This is a genomic window from Streptomyces chattanoogensis, assembly GCF_001294335.1.
GTDB lineage: Bacteria > Actinomycetota > Actinomycetes > Streptomycetales > Streptomycetaceae > Streptomyces > Streptomyces chattanoogensis.
Genome location: NZ_LGKG01000157.1, coordinates 56,825 through 73,208 on the forward strand (window position 1 = coordinate 56,825; position 16,384 = coordinate 73,208).

The window sequence follows — 16,384 nt, forward strand, 5'->3', positions numbered from 1 at the left end:
GGGCGGCTACCAGGGATGGACGGTCCCGGCTGGTTCCGAGCTGGTGAACGGCTCGGATACGGCGCGTACTTCGATCTGCAGCGCCTCCTCGTCCGGCTCGCGGCGCAGGCCCGGCAGAGAGAACGCCGTACCGCACGTCCCGCTCCGGAAACGGCGGCTGCCGTCCGGGAGCCGGCGGTGCAGCTGGGAGTGGCGCACCGGTCGAGGCCGAGCACCGTGGCGGCACCGGACGGCAGCCGCGCCGGGAACGGTTCCACGGTCGCGGGGGAGCCGAGGGCGCCCCGCCCAGCAAACTGCTGCCGCCGCGCGAGGCATCGGCGAAGTCCAGAGAAATGTCCGGGCGTTGACCCTCGGTACGGACCGGCCGGCGCCGTGGTGGCAGCCGGTCCTGCAGCCCGAGAGGGTTCCACGGCGCGTCCGGCGACGGTGGCCGCCCCGTCCTCGTACCAGCGCAGTCCGTGACCGGTGTTGACGGCCGTCGTGAACGGCAGCGAGTCGGGGAACCAGTACGAGGCATTTGGCTGCAGCGGGTCCCCGGCGGTGCGGGGCCCGGGGGAGCGGCCGCCGGTCGCCGCGGCACCGGGCGCCGGGCCGAGCAGGGCGGCCGCCGTGCCCGCCCCGGCCAGGAGCACACGGCGGCGGGACAGCGGAGCGGAATGCTGGGGCATGGGGGTCTCCTCCGTGGGGGCTACGGCCGGTCGACCTCGTCCGGCGTGCAGACCTCGGTGATATGACGTGACGCCAAATGCTCTTTGTCATCCGCGAGTTCGGCCAGTACGAGACTGGGCCGGACGCCCTGCGCGGTGAGCTTCACCCACGCCTCGAAGACGGCGCCGCCGGGTGCGCACACCGAGCGGTACGGCGCCGCCTCCGCCCCGCCGACATCGACCACCAGCGCGGTGCCGCGGACCGCAGGTCGGTGTGTCCGGCCGCGCCACTCCTCGGTCAGTGCGGCGATCGCCGCCCCCGCAGGCTTGACCCCGCCGTCGTTGTCGAGCAGCCCGAGCCCGTACTCCAGCTCGGGGAAGTCCGCCAGCGACCGTGCGACGTCATGCGAACACCACCAGGTGACGCCCCACAGATCCGGGCAGTCCAGCGCATTGACGACGGTGGCCTCGGTGAAGCGCGCCGCCCGGTCCTCGGGGATGTGCGGGGCCGGCGCGCCGACCTCCTGGAGCCATACCGGACGGTGCGGATCCACCGCCCAGGCCTTGGACAGCTCGATCAGATACGCGGCGTGGTGCTCGGTGGCGGTGCCGGCCGGGCCGTACCGCTGTGCGGTGCCGTCGAACACCCACGAGTGCACGGCGGTCGCGGCGCCCAGCCGGGCGGCCTGGGCGGGCGTGAAGGGGTGCCCGTCGCGGTACCAGGCGGCGTCGTACTCGGCATGCAGATGCATCCGGCCCGGCGCGCCCCGCTCGCAGGCCGCCAGCATCCGCTCCAGCCAGGCCGTGGCCTGCCCCCGGGTGATGCGGTCCGGGTCCGGGTGCGGGCGGTCCGAGAACTGGTTGATCTCGTTGCCGAGCGTCATCCCGAGGAAGCCGGGGCGGTCGCTGAGGGCGGCCGCGAGCGTGCGGAGGTACTCCTCCTGGCCGGCCAGCACCTCGGGGTCGGTGAAGAGGTTGCGGCGGTGCCAGGTGCGGGTCCAGGCGGGCAGGAAGTCGAAGCTCGAGACGTGGCCCTGGAGGCCGTCGACGGCGACGTCCAGACCGCGCTCGGCGGCGGCGTCCGCCAGCTGGACGAGCTGTCCCACGGCGCGCGGCCGGATCAGGGTGCGGTTGGGCTGGAAGAGCGGCCAGAGCGGGAAGACCCGGACGTGGTCCAGGCCGAGGGCCGCCAGGGAGTCGAGGTCGGCGCGTACGGCATCGAGGTCGAAGTCCAGCCAGTGGTGGAACCACCCTTGGGCGGGCGTGTAGTTGGCGCCGAATCGCATGGGGCTCCTCTGCGGACGGGGGAGGGGACGGGCGGGCCGGTCAGCCCTTGACGGCGCCCTCGCCGACGCCTCGGAAGAAGTAACGCTGCAGACAGGCGAACAGCACGATCAGCGGCAGGACGGCGATCACCGTACCGGCCGCGACCAGGCGCTGATCGTCGGCGAAGGTGCCGTGCAGAAAGTTCAGGCCGATGGTCAGGGTGAACTTCGACTGGTCGCTGAGCACGATCAGCGGCCAGAGGAAGTCGTCCCAGGCACCCATGAAGGCGAAGATCGCCACGACCGCGAGGGTGCCCTTGACCGACGGCAGGGCGATCCGTGCGAACCGCTGCCAGGCGTTGGCGCCGTCGATGTACGCCGCCTCCTCCACCTCGTACGGCAGGCCCGCGAAGGCATTGCGCATCAGCAGCACGTTCATCGCGCCGATACAGCCGGGCAGCAGCACCCCGATCAGGGTGTTGTTGAGCTGCAGCTCCCGCATCGTCACGAACTGGGCGATCATGATGCTCTCGACCGGCACCAGCATCGCCATGATGAAGACGGTCAGAGCGGTCCTGCGGCCCCTGAAGCGCATCCGGGCCAGTGCGTAGCCCGCCAGCGCCGCCCCCACGCAGTTGGTGAGCACATTCGCGGCGGCCACCTTGAGCGAGTTCAGCGCGAAGTCCCAGACCGGGATGATCCTTGCCACGCCGGCGTAGTTGGCAAGGGTGGCCTGACGGGGAATCAGGCTCGGGGGATAGCGGTAGATGTCCTCGCCGGGGCCCTTGAGGGACGTGGACAGCTGCCACAGGAACGGGCCTACGGTCAGCGCCAGCACGGCCAGCAGCAGGAGATAGCGGAGCACCAACTGCCGTGCGGACAAACGTCGTTCACCGGGCGCCCGGTTCATGCCTGGTCCCCCCGCCGGTTGGCGTGCAGCACCAGCAGCATCAGGCCCAGCGTGATGACGAAGACCACGACGGACAGCGCGGAGGCATAGCCGACCCGGCCGCTCAGGCCCGTGCCGACCTGCTGGACGAGCATCACCAGCGTGGTGTCCTCGCCGCCGGGGCCCCCGGTCGGCCCGGCCATCAGATAGACCTCGGAGAACACCCTGAACGCGTTCACCGAGGACAGCGCGCCCACCAGCACCATCGTCGACCGCACCGCCGGCACGGTGACGGTCAGAAAGCGGCGCACCGCCCCCGCACCGTCGACCGCGCAGGCCTCGTTCAGCTCCCGGGGGACATGGGCCAGCGCCGCCAGATAAATGATCATGTAGTAGCCGAGGCCCTTCCACACCGTCACCGCCATCGCGCTGAGCAGCAGCAGCCAGGGATCGCTGAGAAATCCGACCCGGCCGAAGCCGAGCTTCTCCAGCAGCGCATTGATCAGCCCCCGGTCGTCCAGCAGCCAGACCCAGATCAGCCCGACCACGACGACGGAGGCCACCACGGGGGTGTAGAACGCGGCGCGGAAGAACGTGATTCCCGGGAGGTGCCGCCGTACGAGCATGGCCAGCAGCAGCGGCAGGATCACCAGCAGCGGTACGACCCCCAGGACGTACAGCAGGCTGTTGCGCAGCCCCGTCCAGAACATCGCGTCATGGATCAGTTCCCGGTAATTGGCCCCGCCGACGTACTGCCCCTCGATGAGCATGCGCGCATCGGTGAAGGAATGCGCCACGGTGCTCAGGAACGGATAGAGGCTGAACGCCGCGACGACCAGCAGCCCGGGGACCAGGAACAGCCAGGGACTGGACGGCAGATGCGTACGGATTCCGGGGACCCTTTCCGCCATCACCGGCGCCTCAGCCCGTCTTGAGCAGACGGTTGCACTCGGCGACCGCGCCGTCCAGCGCCGCCTTCGGGGGCTCCTTGCCCTGCACCGCCTTGGCAACCGCATTGCGCAGCACGGTCTTCATCTGGTCGCTGAGCGGCACCGGCGTGTAATTCACCGCGGTCTTGAGCGACCTGGCCGCGGCCACCCGCACCCGGGTCGCATCGGTGCCGTCCTCCCTGGTGAAGTACGGATCGTCCAGCGAACCCCCGGTGCTCGGGAAGATCGCGACCTTCCTGGCGAAGGCCATCTGGTTCTTCCGCTCCGTGACGAAGTGGGCAAACGCCACGGCCGCCGGCTTCACCCTGCTCTGCGCATTCACCATCAGGCCCTGGACATACATATTGGCCTTACCGGTGTTGCTGACCGTGTCCGTGATCCCGATGCTCCGGTAGAGGCTCGGCGCTTCCTTCTTGAACGTCTGCAGATCGAGCGCGCTGCCCGGATTCATGGCCACGGCCTGCTGCTGGAATTTCCGCCCGGACGATTCGGCCTTGGCGGTGAGCGCCTGCGAGTCCAGCGCCCCGGCCGCATAAAGGTCCTTGTAGTGCCGCAGCAGTTCGACGCCCTTGGGCTCGTTGAAGGTGAACGCCGTACCCGCCGCATTCATCAGCCGCACGCCGTAGCGCCCGAAATCCTCGATGGCCGGGGTACTCGCGAGCATCGCCGTCCTCCGGCCGCTCTTCTTCGCCATCGAGGCGGCCGCCTCGAAGAGCTGGTCATAGGTCTTCGGCGGCTTTTCCGGATCCAGCCCCGCCTGCCGGAAAAGCCTTTTGTTGTAGAACATCGGTCCGGTGTTCAGATACCAGGGGAAGGCATAGACCCCCGGCAGCCCGGGCATCGCATTGCTCCGCCACGCCCCGTCGAGATACTCCCCGCGGTACTTCCCGGCGGCCCGCTCCAGATCGAGCGCCAGACCGGCCTTGGCCAGCGGATACGCGAGATCGGGCGACACATTGACGACATCGGGCAGCGTACCGCCCGCCGCATCCGCGCTGAGTTTCTCCGGATACCCCTCGGCCGGCTGGTCGATCCACTTCACCCGGGCGTCCGGATACTTCCTCTCGAAGTCCGCGATCAGGCCCTCGAAATAGCCCTTGAAATTCGCCTTCAGATTCCAGGTCTGAAAGGTGACCTGCCCCTCAACCTTTCCCGAAGCGCTGTCGGATCCACCGGAGTTCCCCGAGGCCCCGCACGCGGTCAGCGCAATCAAAGATGTCACCAGGCTTGCGCCGACCACGGCCGCTCGGCAGGGAATAGGCATGACTGTCCGTCTCCTTTGCCGTGAACAAGCAGTAAACCAGCAGAAGTAAGCGGTATTGCTGCGCGGCAACCACCCGAGAAACGCTTCGACAGACCGTACTAATGCGTTTTAGTGACTGTCAATACCCGGTGCGCGAGATGACGGTGGCACGCGGATTGACACACCCGTTACCGCTGGTCAGACTGGGCGCACTAATGCGGTTTAGTGGATCAGCGGTCCATGTCACGAGGAGGGCCCGCCCATGTCAGCGCCCGGTGAGGCCGCCCGCCGTAAGCCCGCACGCCGGCCGACGATCAAGGACATCGCCCGCCGGGCGGGGGTCTCGGAAAGCGCCGTCTCCTTCGCGCTCAACGACCGGCCGGGCGTCTCCCAGGACACCCGGGCCCGGATCCGGCGCGTGGCACAGGAGCTGGGCTGGCAGGCCAACAGCGCCGCCCGCGCACTGTCGGGCGAACGCGCGGGCTGTGCGGGGCTGGTGCTCGCCCGCCCCGCCCGGACCCTCGGCGTGGAGTCGTTCTTCCTCCAGCTGGTCTCCGGGATCCAGGAGGTGCTCTCGACACGCCGGACCGCGCTGCTCTTCCAGGTCGTCGAGGACCTCGAGACCGAATGCGCGCTCTACCGCCGCTGGTGGGCCGAGCGCCGGGTGGACGGCGTCCTCGTCGTCGACCCGCGCACCCGGGACCCGCGGCCCCAGCTGCTCGCCTCGCTCGGCCTCCCCGCGGTCGTCGTCGGCGGCCTCGCCGCTCCCGATCCGGCCACCTCCACCGTCTGGGCCGACGACGCCAAGGCCATGGCCCGGGTCCTCGACCATCTCCACGGGCTCGGGCACCGCCGTATCGCGCATGTGGCCGGCATGCCGGACCTGGCCCACACCGAGCGCCGGATCCGCTCGCTGCGTACCGAAGCGGACCGCCGGGGCCTCGACGCACGGCACGTCCGCTCGGTGACCACCGACTACTCCGACGCCGAAGGCGCCGAGGCCACCCGCCGCATCCTGGACGCGGCCGAGCCGCCCACGGCGGTCATCTACGACAACGATGTGATGGCCGTGGCCGGCGCCTCGGTCGCCGCCGAGCGGGGCATCGCCGTACCGGGCGGGCTGTCGATCGTGGCCTGGGACGACTCGGCGCTGTGCCGGGTAACTCACCCCCGCCTGACGGCACTTGTCCGCGACACTCCCGGCTTCGGCAGGCTCGCCGCCCAGGAACTCCTCGCCGTTCTCGACGGCGGCCCGGTGCGCACCGTGCAGGGCGAACTGCCGCACCTGGAAGCCCGGGAGAGCACCGGCGCGCCTTGACAGTGCCGTCCGCGGATGTTGAAGATTGCCGCACGGCATCGCGCGTCGGTCACCGGCCGGGTGAGGCGTGGAGGTGCCCGGGAGATGCCTTCTGGAGGCATTCCGCAGTGTCAGTCGAGTTGAACCACACCATCATTTCCGCCCGGGACAACCGGGCTTCCGCCGAATTCCTGGCGCATATCCTCGGTTTGCAGGTCGGAACGGAATGGGGACCCTTCATTCCGGTCGACACCGGCAACGGCGTCACGCTGGACTTCGCCACCGTGGAACCTGAGTCGATCACCATGCAGCACTATGCCTTCCTCGTCTCCGAGGAAGAGTTCGACGCGTCGTTCGCCCGCATCAAGGAAGCCGGGCTCACCTATTGGGCCGATCCCCGGCAACAGCATCCCGGTGAGATCAATTACCACCACGGCGGTCGGGGCGTGTACTTCCTGGATCCCGCCGGTCACGCCATGGAGATCATCACCCAGCCGTACGGCAATTCCGTGACGTCCGCGCAGACGTGACGGAAGCGGGGAGCGGGCCGCTTGGGCGCCCGCTCCCCGGCAGGCACTCACTCAGTGATGGGTCACCACTCCCGGCGCCAGCCGGCCGCAGTTCGACCCGGAGACGCTGACGCTGACGGACTCGATCGTGCCGCCCCAGTCGACACACCGACCCTTCGCCGGCAGATACACCGGACCGGCGTAGGAGGTGTACAGGCCGCTGTCGAACACGGTGTCGGACGTGCCGTCGCTCGGTGCGAGATAGGTGTACATATAGACGGGCTTACCGGGACTGTTCCGCACCGTGACGACACAGTTCTTCCCGGTCTTCGCGCTGTACGTCAGGTACGCGGTCCCCTTTCCGGTGACCGGTACGGAATTCACGACGGTATAGCCGCTGCCGCAGGCGCCGTTGTACGAGGCGGCTGCCGGGGCGGCCGATGCGGTGGTGGCCGATGCCATGGTGGCCAGTCCGGCTACGGCCAGCACCGCCGAACCTGCGATGGCACGGGAACGCTTCATGGATATACCCCCGTTGGGTGTATGCGCCGCGTGGTCATTTCGCAGTGTTGGACACCGGACGTACCGGGATGGTTGTAACGCAACTCCCCGAAGTTCGACTCAAGTTGGGCACAACGGCACAACGGCACAACGGCACAACGGCCGGTCCCCGGCGCCGGAGGGGCGCCGGGGACCGGCCGTGGTCGCGCGGGGAGTTCCCGGTCAGGCGCCGGTCGCGAGGACCCTGAGCCGGTTGAAGGAGCCGTTGAAACGGTTGCGGTCGCCGATTCCCGGACCGGAGGAGGTGTGCTGCCAGATGCTGTGGAACTTCCAGCCGGCCGGCAGCGCACCGACCGAGCCGCCGTAGCGCGGGATCCACAGCGGATTGCTGTTCCCGAACTGCGCCGAATTGCCGGTGCACCGCTTCCACCAGTTGGTGGAGGTGTAGATCACCGCGTCGCGCCCGGTCTTCGCCCGGTACGTCTTCACGAAATCCCCGATCCAGCTGGCCATCTCCGCGTGGCTCTTGCCGTAGCAGGTCGAACCGTACGGGTTGTACTCCATGTCGAGTGCCCCCGGCAGGGTTCTGCCGTCCCTGGACCAGGCGCCGCCATGGCTCGCGAAGTACACCGCCTGCGCGGCACCGGTCGAATGGTCCGGCAGCGCGAAGTGATACGCGCCGTGGATGAGACCGGCGTCGTAGGCGCCCTTGTACTGCTGCGGAAAGTACGGGTTCCGGTAGCTGGTGCCCTCCGTGGCCTTGACGTACGCGAACTTCACGCCGCCTTCGCGCAGCTGTGCCCATCCGACCTTGCGGTTGTGGCTGGAGACATCCACGCCGGACACCGCGGGCCGGGTCGAGCGCGGCTCGGAACCGCCGGCCCGGTCGCCGCCCTCGTGGGCGGCGATGGTGGAACCCATCCAGTCCTGCTCGGGGTGCGCGGGTCTCTTTCCCGCGTCCGACGCCCCAGCGGAACCGGGCAGCGCGAGGGGCAGCACGAGCACGGAGAAGAGAGAGACGAACGTTCCGGCCGCGATCTGGCGTGTGCGGCGGGCCGGACCGGATCTGCGCAAGGGCATCGCGTGCCTCCGAAGTCCTACGGTTGGGTCAGATACGGCGGACTGTGAGCAGAGTTCTGCCGATAAAAAGACTCATACGCTCATCTCATCGCGGCTATGGCCGGACCGGCCCGCGATCCGCCGACCGGCCGGGGCATCTCACCCGACCGGCCGTCATATCCCGCACGCGAAGCGGGCCCCGGCTCATGCCGGGACCCGCTTCGCTGCGCAGCGGCGAACGCGCCATTCCGCCGCTTCGCACTGCCTGTGCCGATCACCCTGTCGGCTTCTTCATGATGTTCTGCGTCAGGCTCGGAAGGTTCCGTCAGCTCAGTAGGCGGAGTTGACGTTGTCGATGGAGCCGTAGCGGTCGGCCGCGTAGTTGGCGGCGGCGGTGATGTTGGCGACCGGGTCGGTGAGCTTGTTGGCGGTGCCGGCGACGTGGTAGCTGTCGAAGGTGGGCTGGATCGTCCAGGTTGTTCGCGTACTCCTTGGGCTGGGCCTTGCGCTCGGTGGAGCGGTTGGCGGCCTGCTTCACGGTGTGCGCCTGCTTCATGGCGTGCGCCTGCTTCGCGGTGTCCGCGACCTTGACCTGGGCGGCGACCGACTCGATCGCCGGGTGCTCGGCCTTGGGGGCGTCGCCCTTGGCCTGCACCGCGGCCGGCATCCCGTTCGCGCTGACCTTCTTGACCGTGGCCGGGGCGTGCGCGGAGGCGGCCTGCGCGCTGCTCGGCTCGGCGGTGACCGCCAGGGCCGTGGTGGCGCCGGCGGCGACCAGGACGGCGGTGGCGACCTTGTGGGCGCGGGTGATGCGGGTGATGCGGGCGGTGCGGGGCAGGGTGAAGCTAGGCATGCAGAGTGACCTCTTCCAGGTACTGGGGACGGGGAGGCGGCCTTCGTTGGCGCGAAAGGACTCCGGGAAGTTATTCACCGCGTTCGCCTTTGGGGGCTTAATTCGCTGGCTCGTTCCCGGCGCAAATCCATAGTTAGCGACCGCCCCAGCAGCTGGCAATGGTGGCCTGTACTACGCACCTTCGTGAGAAATGCGGCGATGCTCGAACCCGGGCTTATTTCCCGGCTGTGGGCCGGTATCCGGCCCACTAGCCGGGCTCGTACGTGACCTGCGTCCTGTGCCCCGCATCACCCGCGGGAGCCCGGAAATCGCTTCGCCTGAGGCGTCGAAGTTGCCTGGCTCACACGCGAATAGAGCTTTCCTGTACCCGCATTCCGGCGCGGCCGCCGGGAGGGAGAACGGTGTTATTGGCGGCGCCGTTGCTCGGGATTAGCGAAATGTGTCGCACGGCACCTTCCGGGACCGCGGGACGACGCGGAATGTCCGCCGTGGCGCAACGCTGAGTGAGGGAAAGAATGCAGCGGACAATGCGGAAACGGGCGCGCGGCGAACGAGGCGATGCGTGCGCAATGGAGGCGGCCGAGGTGCGGTGAACGGCGGGCTGTGCCACGCGCGCCTGCAGGCGCTCAGGTGCTAGCCCGTCAGGGAGTTCCGCTACGGCGAAACGGCGGTGCCGATGGTCCGTTCGCAGCAGCATCCGGGCTGTCGCGTGGCCGCGGGCCCGTGCGTGCCTGAAGGTGAGATCGCAAGCAGTAGTCCTCCGCTCACTCACCGTAGGGAAATTCCATGCTTCGTCGCGTATCCACCGTTCTCGCCGGTGCCGTTGTGGCGGGTGTCATCGCCACCGGTGCCGCCGCCGCGGCACCCGTCCCCGACCAGGGCCACCGCATGCACCAGGGCCAGGCCCACCGCACGCATTACGGCGAGAAGTCGCGCCTCGACGGCGATCACCGCCGCAGGCTCCTCGAGGCCCGCGTCGAGGTCCGTCGCGACAAGGGCCGCCGTCACTACCGCTACGAGGGGGACGACGGCCTGTTCTTCGTCGGCCGCCTGGTGCACCACATTCTCGGCGATCTGGGGCTTCGCGGGTACCGTCGCTGACACCCGATCAGCGACGCAGAACGGCAGTGGCCCTGCCCGCGCGATGCGGGCAGGGCCACTGCCGTTGCTGATGCCGTCTTTCGCCGTGCTCCGCGGCTCAGTAGGCGGAGTTGACCTTGTCGATGGAGCCGTACTTGTCGGCCGCGTAGTTGGCGGCGGCGGTGATGTTGGCGACCGGGTCGGTGAGCTTGTTGGCGGTGCCGGCGACGTGGTAGCTGTCGAAGGTGGGCTGGATGGTCTTGGCCGGGGCCTTCGTGGTCTTCGCCGCCAGGGCCATGTGCTCACCGGCCCGGTCGGCGGCCTGCTTCGCGGTGTGCGCCTGCTCGGTGACGGCGGTGACCTTGATGTGGTCGGCGACCGTCGCGGCGACCGCGTGGTCGGCCGGCGCCGCGGCCTGGCTCGGCGACGCGAGTGCAACGGCTGCCGCGCAGCTCGCGGTGGCCACCAGCGCCGCGGAGAGCTTGTGCGAACGGCCGGTGCGGGCGGTGCGGGGCAGGGTGAAGCGAAGCATGCGAAGTGACCTCTTCCAGGGGGTGGCGGGGGGTGTGGCCTTCGGTGGCTCATGCGGCCCGAGGGTCAGTGCCGCGCTCGCCGCTCTGGGCTGAAGTCATCGGCTCGTTCTCGGTGCTGCCGAGAACCATGTTTAGCGAGCGCCCCGGATGGTGGCAATGATGCCGAGTACTACCGATGTTCGTGAGATGCCGCGAAATGTCCGATGTAAAGGCCGGGCTTGGCGCCCTGTGCGGGATGTGTGCCGACTAGGCGGGCTCGTAAGTGACGTGCGTCCTGTGCCCCGCATCACCTCACGGGCGCCCGAATCCCGCCCTGGAAGGCCCGCAAAGTTGCCTGGCTCACACGGTTGATGGGTGTTTTGGGCGCCTTTCCGCCGAAACGCGATGGTGCCCCCTGCGTACCGCTCCGCAGGGGGCGCCGAAACCGAAGCGTCTGCCGCCGCTCAGTCCTCCAGCAGCCGGGCCGCCAGATGCTCGATACGGGAATGCCACGCGTCCAGCGCCGCCTGCGTATCGAACCCCCGAGGCCCGGTCTGGGTGAGCACGAGGCGCGGGCCGTGGCCGGTGCCCCGCCGCAGCTCCCAGCGGACCGTGCCCTCCGGGTGCCAGCGGTACGCGAGCACCTCCGGCGGCCGCAGCTCGGTGACCGGCCCGCCCGCAATCCCCTCCGCGGTGAAGCCGTCCGGTACGGGCTCGCCCGGCGCCGGATCCTCGCCCGCGGTCAGCGCTGCCCAGACGGCATCGGCGGGCCGGACCAGCTGACGCTCGAAGCGGACCCGCGGGCCGTCCGCCGTCTCCTCGACCGTGCCGTGGCCGAGGTCGAACTGCTCGAGATACGCCTCGTGCAGTGCACCCGAATCGGGATCGACGGCCGTCGACTCGCCGTCGAGCAGCTGTGACAGGGCGCTGATGCACAGATGCCAGCCGGAGGCGAAGCTCGCCGCGCCGAACCGGTCGCCGAAGGTGTGCACCAAGGTCAGCAGCGAACCGTCCCCGTCCGGGGTGATCTCCCAGCGCAGATGGTCCTCTCCCCAGGTGAAGGCGAACAGCCGGGGCTCCTCGGCATCGGTGACCGTGCCGGTCATGGCGATACCGCTCACTCCGGGCATGGAGAAGCTCATCGCCCCGCCCGGCCGGAGCTCCACCGTGACCTCGGCCGGGAACCACTGCCCGATCCGGGCCGGGTCGGTGATCGCGGCCCACACCTTGGCGGGCGGATGAGCCAGCCGGCGCTCCATCCGCAGCGCGGTGCGGCCGTCGGCGGTGGTGAGGGTGTCGGAGTGCGGGTTCATCGGGGGTCGTCCTCCATGGCGTCGAGATGCCGTTCGAGGGCGTCGAGGCTCCCGGTCCACAGATGCCGGTAGTGGGCGAGCCAGGCGTCGAGCTCCGCCAGGGGCTCGGGCCGCAGTGCGTACCAGCGGCGCTGGGCGTCCTGCCGCACCTGGACGAGCCCGGCCGCGCGCAACACCCGCAGATGCTTGGAGGTGCCGGGCTGGCTGAGCCCGAGCTGCTCGGTCAGCTCCCCGACCAGATGCGGCCGCTCCAGGAGCAGATCGAGGATCCTGCGCCGGCTCGGTTCCGCGAGTACGTCGAACGGTATGGGCATGTCCTTCAGTATCCCCACACGGTTATATAACCGCAAGGGAATGTAGTGCGCCGCAGGTCAGAGCGGAGTGATGGCCGTGACGGCCGGCGCCCAGCCGTTACGCATACGCCGGATCCCCCACCGCCAGCTCCTCCCGCGCCGCCGGGATCAGGCAGGGCGCGGAGTTCAGCGGTGCATCGGTGAAGAAGCGCGCGGCCAGGTCCGCGACCTCCTGCGGGCGCTCGAGCACCACCCAGTGATCCGTGTCGGGAATCGTCAGGAAGCGGCTGCCGAGGATCCTGGCCGCGAAGTCGCGCTGGCGGGCCGGGGAGGTGACTGTGTCGTGCTCGCCGCTGAAGACGAGCGTGGGTACGCCGGTCAGACCCGAGGAGAAGTCCGGGCGGTCCACCAGTGCGCGGCGCAGCGAGTCGACGGCATGCGGTGAGTGCCGGGCGGCGTGCAGCATCGAACGCCGGACATAGCGGTAGGCCAGCTGCCTCTTGGTGACATGCCGGCGCTCGTCCAGACACATCAGGGCCTCGGTGACCAGCGTGGCGAAGGACTCCGCATCGCCGCGCGCGAGATGGTCGGCGGCCCGGCGCCAGAGGTCGAGCTGCGCGGGGGTGACGTGTGCCGGTACGCCGCCGAGCGCCAGCCGCGCGATCCTGCGCGGGAAGCGCTGCGCGCATCCGTAGGCGAGGCCCGCGCCGTAGGAGAAGCCGAAGAGATTGACCTGCGGGACGCCCAGGTCGTCGATGACCCGCTCGATCGCCGCGCACACGATGTTGGCGCTCGGCCCCGGGGGCAGCGGGTCGGCGCTCCCCATACCGGGCAGGTCGGCGGTCACCACGTCCGCCACCGGCCCCACCTGGTCCTCCATCTGCGGCCAGCCGAACATCCCTTGCAGTGCGCCGCCCAGGACCATGACGGGCTCGGTGACGCCCTCCGGCTGCCGGAGCAGCCGATAGGAATAGGACACCCCGCCCACCGACAAAGAGCGGATAGTTTCCTCGACCATGGCTGATTCCTTCTCGGGAAGAACGACGGGAACGGGCCGCGCCGATGCGGCGCGCCCGCTCCCGTCGGTCACTGTCGGTGGGGTGCGGATGGCGGACGGATGCGCTAGCCGCGCGTCAGCACGAGCGCGGCGTTGTGCCCGCCGAAGCCGAGCGACGTCTTGACCGCGCAGTGGAACGCCGCGGGCCGGGCCTGCTCGCGCACGATCTCGATCGGGATCCGGGGATCGGGCACCTCGAGATTTGCGGTCGGCGGCGCCAGCTGATGCTCCAGGGCGAGGACGGTGAGCGCGGTCTCGATACCGCCGGCGGCACCCAGGGTGTGCCCGGTCATCGCCTTGGTGGACGTGACGAGCGGGTGACTGCCGAGCACCCGCTCCAGCACGGTCGCCTCGACGAGATCGTTGACGACCGTCGACGTGCCGTGCGCATTGACGTACCCGACGTCGCCCGCCGTGACCTCCGCGTCCGCCATCGCCGTCCGCAGCGCCCGTTCGATGCCCTTGCCGTCGGGGTCCGGAGCGACCGGCGCATAGGCATCGCTCGACGCACCGTACCCGCAGACATGGGCGCGGACCGTGGCCCCGCGGGCGCGGGCGTGCTCGGGCCGCTCCAGTACGAGCAGGCCGGCGCCCTCGCCGACGACGAAACCGTCCCGCTCCGCGTCGAACGGCCGGCAGGCCGCGGCCGGGTCCTCCCGCCGGGTGGAGACCGCCTTCATCTGGCAGGCGCTGGCGATCAGCAGCCGCGAGACGGTCGACTCCGCGCCGCCGGCGATGGCGATATCGCAGACCCCGGCGCGCAGCAGCTGATGTGCGGTGCCCAGCGCCACGGTGCCGGAGGAACATGCGGTCGCCACACCGAAGCTGGGGCCGTGCACACCGAGGTCCATGCAGACACTGCTGGCCGCGCCGTTGACGACGGTCAGCGGCGCGAGCTTGGGGGAGACCCGCCGGGCGCCGCGCTGCGTCATCGCGGCATGCTGCTGGTCGTAGAACGGCAGCCCGCCGTGCGCGGATCCGATCACCACCGCGATCCGGCTGCTGTCCCAGGTCTCCGGCTCCAGCCCGGCATCCGCGACCGCTTCCCGGGCGGCGATCACCGCGAGCTGTGAGAAGCGGTCCATCAGGCGCTGGGTGGCCACGCCCAGCACCGCGCCCGGGTCCAGGTCCCGGACGGTGTACATGAAGTCGCAGGGGAGGTCGGCGAGTTCGTCCTGCCGGGACACTCCGCCCGGCACCCGGTCCTCGGTGACGGAGTGCCAGGTGGCCTTCGCCCCCACACCCGCCGCGGTCACCATTCCCAGCCCCGTCACCGCCGCGGAGAACGGCTGCTGCCGGGCCGTCACGCGGCGACTTTGCCGTCGACGGCCGCCACCAGCGCCCCCACGGTGTCCCGCGAGGTCAGAGCCACCTCGTCGAGATCGATGTCCAGCCGGTCCTCGATCAGTACACGGAGTTCCTCCAGCGCCAGGGAGTCCATCCGCAGATTGCGCAGCGGGGTCTCGTGCCGGATCTCGGCCATGGCGACCCCGAATCGTTGGACCAGCAGGTCGTTGACAACTTCTGCCGCTTTCACGTGGCGCTCCTCCGCTGTTCGTAGGCGTGCTGCCAACCGCGTCCTGGCGGGTCCTCGCCGGCTGCTCCGGCTGGTTTGGCCCATTTTATGCGCCTTGGTCCCGAAGACTCCTCAACCTCGGTCGCTCAATGGAGTGATGGGCGCACCGGGTTGTGCGAGGGCGCACGCGGACCGGTGCCGCGCACTCCGGATGGCATCTTCCTGTCCTAACGGCGCGGGCCGACGGAGGGTACGGGGGTGAACCCGACTCGCCTCACGGCTGTGCCCGGACGGGCCCGCGGGCCGTCCCTCAGGCTTCGTCCAGCGCCTCGGTGACCCGCCCCAACAGGCCCCGCAGCGTACGGAGTTCCTCGACCGTCAGACCGGTCGCCGCCAGCATCCGGCGGGGGACCGGCAGGGCCTGGGCCCGCAGGTCCTCGCCCGCCGTCGTCAGGTGCACGGTGACCGACCGCTCGTCCTCCGCGCTGCGCTCGCGGCGTACCAGGCCGGCGGTCTCCAGCCGCTTGAGAAGGGGGGAGAGCGTACCCGAGTCCAGTCGCAGCTGCTCGCCGATGGCCTTGACGGGCTGCGGGCCGTGCTCCCAGAGGACCAGCATGGCCAGGTACTGGGGGTAGGTCAGGCCCAGGTCCTTGAGGGCGTCCCGGTAGACGCTGCCGAAGGCGCGCGAGGCGGCGTGCAGCTGGAAGCAGACCTGGTGGTCGAGGCGGAGCAGTTCGGAGTCGGGTACCGGGAGCGTGGTCATGGGTTCAGGTTAGTCCCCCACCATTAAGTTGTGCACGATCTAGTTGCACACAACTTAAACGTGTGCGATCGTTGACGTCGTCGGCGGCCCGGAAACGGCCGCCGGGACCAAGCCGGAGCCGAGCAGGCACAAGAAAAAGGGGATTCCCATGGACGCGCTGTACACCGCCGTCGCCACCGCCAACGGCCGCGAGGGCCGCGCCGTCAGCTCCGACGGACAGATCGACCTCGCCCTCGCGCTGCCGCCCGCGCTCGGGGGCAACGGTGCGGGCACCAACCCCGAGCAGCTCTTCGCCGCCGGGTACGCGGCCTGTTTCGCCAGTGCGATGGGCAATGTCGGGCGCCAGATGAAGATCGACACCAAGGATGTCTCGGTGACCGCCGAGGTCTCCATCGGCAAGGACGACACCGGCTTCGGCCTGGCTGTGATCATGCGGGTGGAGCTGCCCGACGCCCTCGCCGGCGAGACCGGACGTCAGCTGGTCGAGGCGACCCACCAGTACTGCCCGTACTCCAAGGCCACCCGCGGCAACATCGACGTCCAGCTGGTCATCGAGTAGGCGCGGCCGGGCCCGGTGCGGGGACCCGCCGCCCGCACACCGGGCGGGAGCGCTTCCCGCCCGGTGTCATGCCGTTCC

At 69.7% G+C, this 16,384-nt stretch carries 18 protein-coding genes and 1 pseudogene; 4 read left to right on the forward strand and 15 right to left on the reverse strand.

Annotated features, from left to right (window positions below):
- Nucleotides 1–6 precede the first annotated feature (6 nt).
- From ADL29_RS28095 to ADL29_RS28115, 5 genes are all read right to left on the reverse strand, one after another.
- Nucleotides 7–198, reverse strand: coding sequence for a hypothetical protein (locus ADL29_RS28095; RefSeq protein ID WP_053926374.1), 192 nt, complete (start codon nt 196–198; stop codon nt 7–9).
- A gap of 490 nt (nt 199–688) precedes the next feature.
- The gene (locus tag ADL29_RS28100; protein ID WP_053926375.1) at nt 689–1,933 is read right to left on the reverse strand and encodes a glycoside hydrolase 5 family protein; all 1,245 of its coding nucleotides are present in this window, start codon (nt 1,931–1,933) and stop codon (nt 689–691) included.
- Nucleotides 1,934–1,973: 40 nt separating this feature from the next.
- Nucleotides 1,974–2,822, reverse strand: a complete 849-nt coding sequence (locus ADL29_RS28105; protein ID WP_053926376.1) for a carbohydrate ABC transporter permease — start codon at nt 2,820–2,822, stop codon at nt 1,974–1,976.
- The gene (locus tag ADL29_RS28110; RefSeq protein ID WP_053926377.1) at nt 2,819–3,712 is read right to left on the reverse strand and encodes a carbohydrate ABC transporter permease; all 894 of its coding nucleotides are present in this window, start codon (nt 3,710–3,712) and stop codon (nt 2,819–2,821) included. Before ADL29_RS28110 ends, ADL29_RS28105 begins: the two co-directional genes overlap by 4 nt.
- 10 nt (nt 3,713–3,722) lie before the next feature.
- Nucleotides 3,723–5,015, reverse strand: coding sequence for an ABC transporter substrate-binding protein (locus ADL29_RS28115; protein WP_053926378.1), 1,293 nt, complete (start codon nt 5,013–5,015; stop codon nt 3,723–3,725).
- 241 nt (nt 5,016–5,256) lie between these two features.
- Here ADL29_RS28115 and ADL29_RS28120 point away from each other — a divergent pair, with 241 nt between their 5' ends.
- On the forward strand, nt 5,257–6,312 hold the full coding sequence (locus ADL29_RS28120; protein WP_053926379.1) for a LacI family DNA-binding transcriptional regulator: 1,056 nt from the start codon (nt 5,257–5,259) through the stop codon (nt 6,310–6,312).
- A gap of 107 nt (nt 6,313–6,419) precedes the next feature.
- A complete protein-coding gene (locus ADL29_RS28125) occupies nt 6,420–6,821 on the forward strand; it encodes a VOC family protein (RefSeq protein WP_053926380.1) in 402 nt (133 codons plus the stop codon).
- A gap of 51 nt (nt 6,822–6,872) precedes the next feature.
- On the opposite strand, the gene ADL29_RS28130 is transcribed toward ADL29_RS28125, so the two are convergent.
- From ADL29_RS28130 to ADL29_RS41775, 3 genes and pseudogenes are all read right to left on the reverse strand, one after another.
- Nucleotides 6,873–7,322 (reverse strand): spore-associated protein A, encoded by a 450-nt coding sequence (locus tag ADL29_RS28130; RefSeq protein WP_211274402.1) that lies wholly within the window; start codon nt 7,320–7,322, stop codon nt 6,873–6,875.
- A gap of 201 nt (nt 7,323–7,523) precedes the next feature.
- Nucleotides 7,524–8,381 (reverse strand): lysozyme, encoded by an 858-nt coding sequence (locus tag ADL29_RS28135; RefSeq protein WP_053926381.1) that lies wholly within the window; start codon nt 8,379–8,381, stop codon nt 7,524–7,526.
- 309 nt (nt 8,382–8,690) lie between these two features.
- A pseudogene (locus ADL29_RS41775) lies at nt 8,691–9,213 on the reverse strand (transglycosylase SLT domain-containing protein).
- Between the two features lie 786 nt (nt 9,214–9,999).
- Between ADL29_RS41775 and ADL29_RS28145 the strand changes: the two are divergent.
- Nucleotides 10,000–10,314 (forward strand): hypothetical protein, encoded by a 315-nt coding sequence (locus ADL29_RS28145; RefSeq protein WP_107095106.1) that lies wholly within the window; start codon nt 10,000–10,002, stop codon nt 10,312–10,314.
- 97 nt (nt 10,315–10,411) lie between these two features.
- Here ADL29_RS28145 and ADL29_RS28150 read toward each other — a convergent pair whose 3' ends face one another.
- The 7 genes from ADL29_RS28150 to ADL29_RS28180 all read right to left on the reverse strand — a co-directional run bounded on the left by ADL29_RS28150 (nt 10,412) and on the right by ADL29_RS28180 (nt 15,747).
- Nucleotides 10,412–10,825, reverse strand: a complete 414-nt coding sequence (locus ADL29_RS28150) for a hypothetical protein (protein WP_053926384.1) — start codon at nt 10,823–10,825, stop codon at nt 10,412–10,414.
- 444 nt (nt 10,826–11,269) lie between these two features.
- On the reverse strand, nt 11,270–12,118 hold the full coding sequence (locus ADL29_RS28155; RefSeq protein WP_053926385.1) for an SRPBCC family protein: 849 nt from the start codon (nt 12,116–12,118) through the stop codon (nt 11,270–11,272).
- A complete protein-coding gene (locus ADL29_RS28160) occupies nt 12,115–12,432 on the reverse strand; it encodes an ArsR/SmtB family transcription factor (RefSeq protein WP_053926386.1) in 318 nt (105 codons plus the stop codon). The genes ADL29_RS28155 and ADL29_RS28160 overlap by 4 nt, the downstream gene beginning before the upstream one ends.
- 97 nt (nt 12,433–12,529) lie before the next feature.
- Nucleotides 12,530–13,429: an alpha/beta fold hydrolase gene (locus ADL29_RS28165; protein WP_053926387.1), complete on the reverse strand. Its 900-nt coding sequence runs from the start codon at nt 13,427–13,429 to the stop codon at nt 12,530–12,532.
- A 104-nt stretch (nt 13,430–13,533) separates the two neighbouring features.
- Nucleotides 13,534–14,775: a beta-ketoacyl-[acyl-carrier-protein] synthase family protein gene (locus ADL29_RS28170; RefSeq protein WP_053926388.1), complete on the reverse strand. Its 1,242-nt coding sequence runs from the start codon at nt 14,773–14,775 to the stop codon at nt 13,534–13,536.
- On the reverse strand, nt 14,772–15,005 hold the full coding sequence (locus ADL29_RS41780) for an acyl carrier protein (RefSeq protein ID WP_244318822.1): 234 nt from the start codon (nt 15,003–15,005) through the stop codon (nt 14,772–14,774). The genes ADL29_RS28170 and ADL29_RS41780 overlap by 4 nt, the downstream gene beginning before the upstream one ends.
- A gap of 289 nt (nt 15,006–15,294) precedes the next feature.
- Complete coding sequence (locus ADL29_RS28180) at nt 15,295–15,747, reverse strand: MarR family winged helix-turn-helix transcriptional regulator (RefSeq protein ID WP_046924419.1); 453 nt, start codon at nt 15,745–15,747, stop codon at nt 15,295–15,297.
- A 148-nt stretch (nt 15,748–15,895) separates the two neighbouring features.
- On the opposite strand from ADL29_RS28180, the gene ADL29_RS28185 reads away from it, so the two are divergent.
- On the forward strand, nt 15,896–16,306 hold the full coding sequence (locus tag ADL29_RS28185) for an organic hydroperoxide resistance protein (RefSeq protein WP_046924418.1): 411 nt from the start codon (nt 15,896–15,898) through the stop codon (nt 16,304–16,306).
- The last annotated feature ends 78 nt before the right edge of the window (nt 16,307–16,384 follow it).

Excerpts from the sequence above, each read along its gene's own strand:
- ADL29_RS28100 (WP_053926375.1), bottom strand. The coding sequence starts at position 1,933 with ATGCGATTCGGCGCCAACTACACGCCCGCCCAAGGGTGGTTCCACCAC.
- ADL29_RS28105 (WP_053926376.1), bottom strand. The coding sequence starts at position 2,822 with ATGAACCGGGCGCCCGGTGAACGACGTTTGTCCGCACGGCAGTTGGTG.
- ADL29_RS28110 (WP_053926377.1), bottom strand. The coding sequence starts at position 3,712 with ATGGCGGAAAGGGTCCCCGGAATCCGTACGCATCTGCCGTCCAGTCCC.
- ADL29_RS28115 (WP_053926378.1), bottom strand. The coding sequence starts at position 5,015 with ATGCCTATTCCCTGCCGAGCGGCCGTGGTCGGCGCAAGCCTGGTGACA.
- ADL29_RS28120 (WP_053926379.1), top strand. The coding sequence starts at position 5,257 with ATGTCAGCGCCCGGTGAGGCCGCCCGCCGTAAGCCCGCACGCCGGCCG.
- ADL29_RS28130 (WP_211274402.1), bottom strand. The coding sequence starts at position 7,322 with ATGAAGCGTTCCCGTGCCATCGCAGGTTCGGCGGTGCTGGCCGTAGCC.
- ADL29_RS28135 (WP_053926381.1), bottom strand. The coding sequence starts at position 8,381 with ATGCCCTTGCGCAGATCCGGTCCGGCCCGCCGCACACGCCAGATCGCG.
- ADL29_RS28145 (WP_107095106.1), top strand. The coding sequence starts at position 10,000 with ATGCTTCGTCGCGTATCCACCGTTCTCGCCGGTGCCGTTGTGGCGGGT.
- ADL29_RS28150 (WP_053926384.1), bottom strand. The coding sequence starts at position 10,825 with ATGCTTCGCTTCACCCTGCCCCGCACCGCCCGCACCGGCCGTTCGCAC.
- ADL29_RS28155 (WP_053926385.1), bottom strand. The coding sequence starts at position 12,118 with ATGAACCCGCACTCCGACACCCTCACCACCGCCGACGGCCGCACCGCG.
- ADL29_RS28160 (WP_053926386.1), bottom strand. The coding sequence starts at position 12,432 with ATGCCCATACCGTTCGACGTACTCGCGGAACCGAGCCGGCGCAGGATC.
- ADL29_RS28165 (WP_053926387.1), bottom strand. The coding sequence starts at position 13,429 with ATGGTCGAGGAAACTATCCGCTCTTTGTCGGTGGGCGGGGTGTCCTAT.
- ADL29_RS28180 (WP_046924419.1), bottom strand. The coding sequence starts at position 15,747 with ATGACCACGCTCCCGGTACCCGACTCCGAACTGCTCCGCCTCGACCAC.
- ADL29_RS28185 (WP_046924418.1), top strand. The coding sequence starts at position 15,896 with ATGGACGCGCTGTACACCGCCGTCGCCACCGCCAACGGCCGCGAGGGC.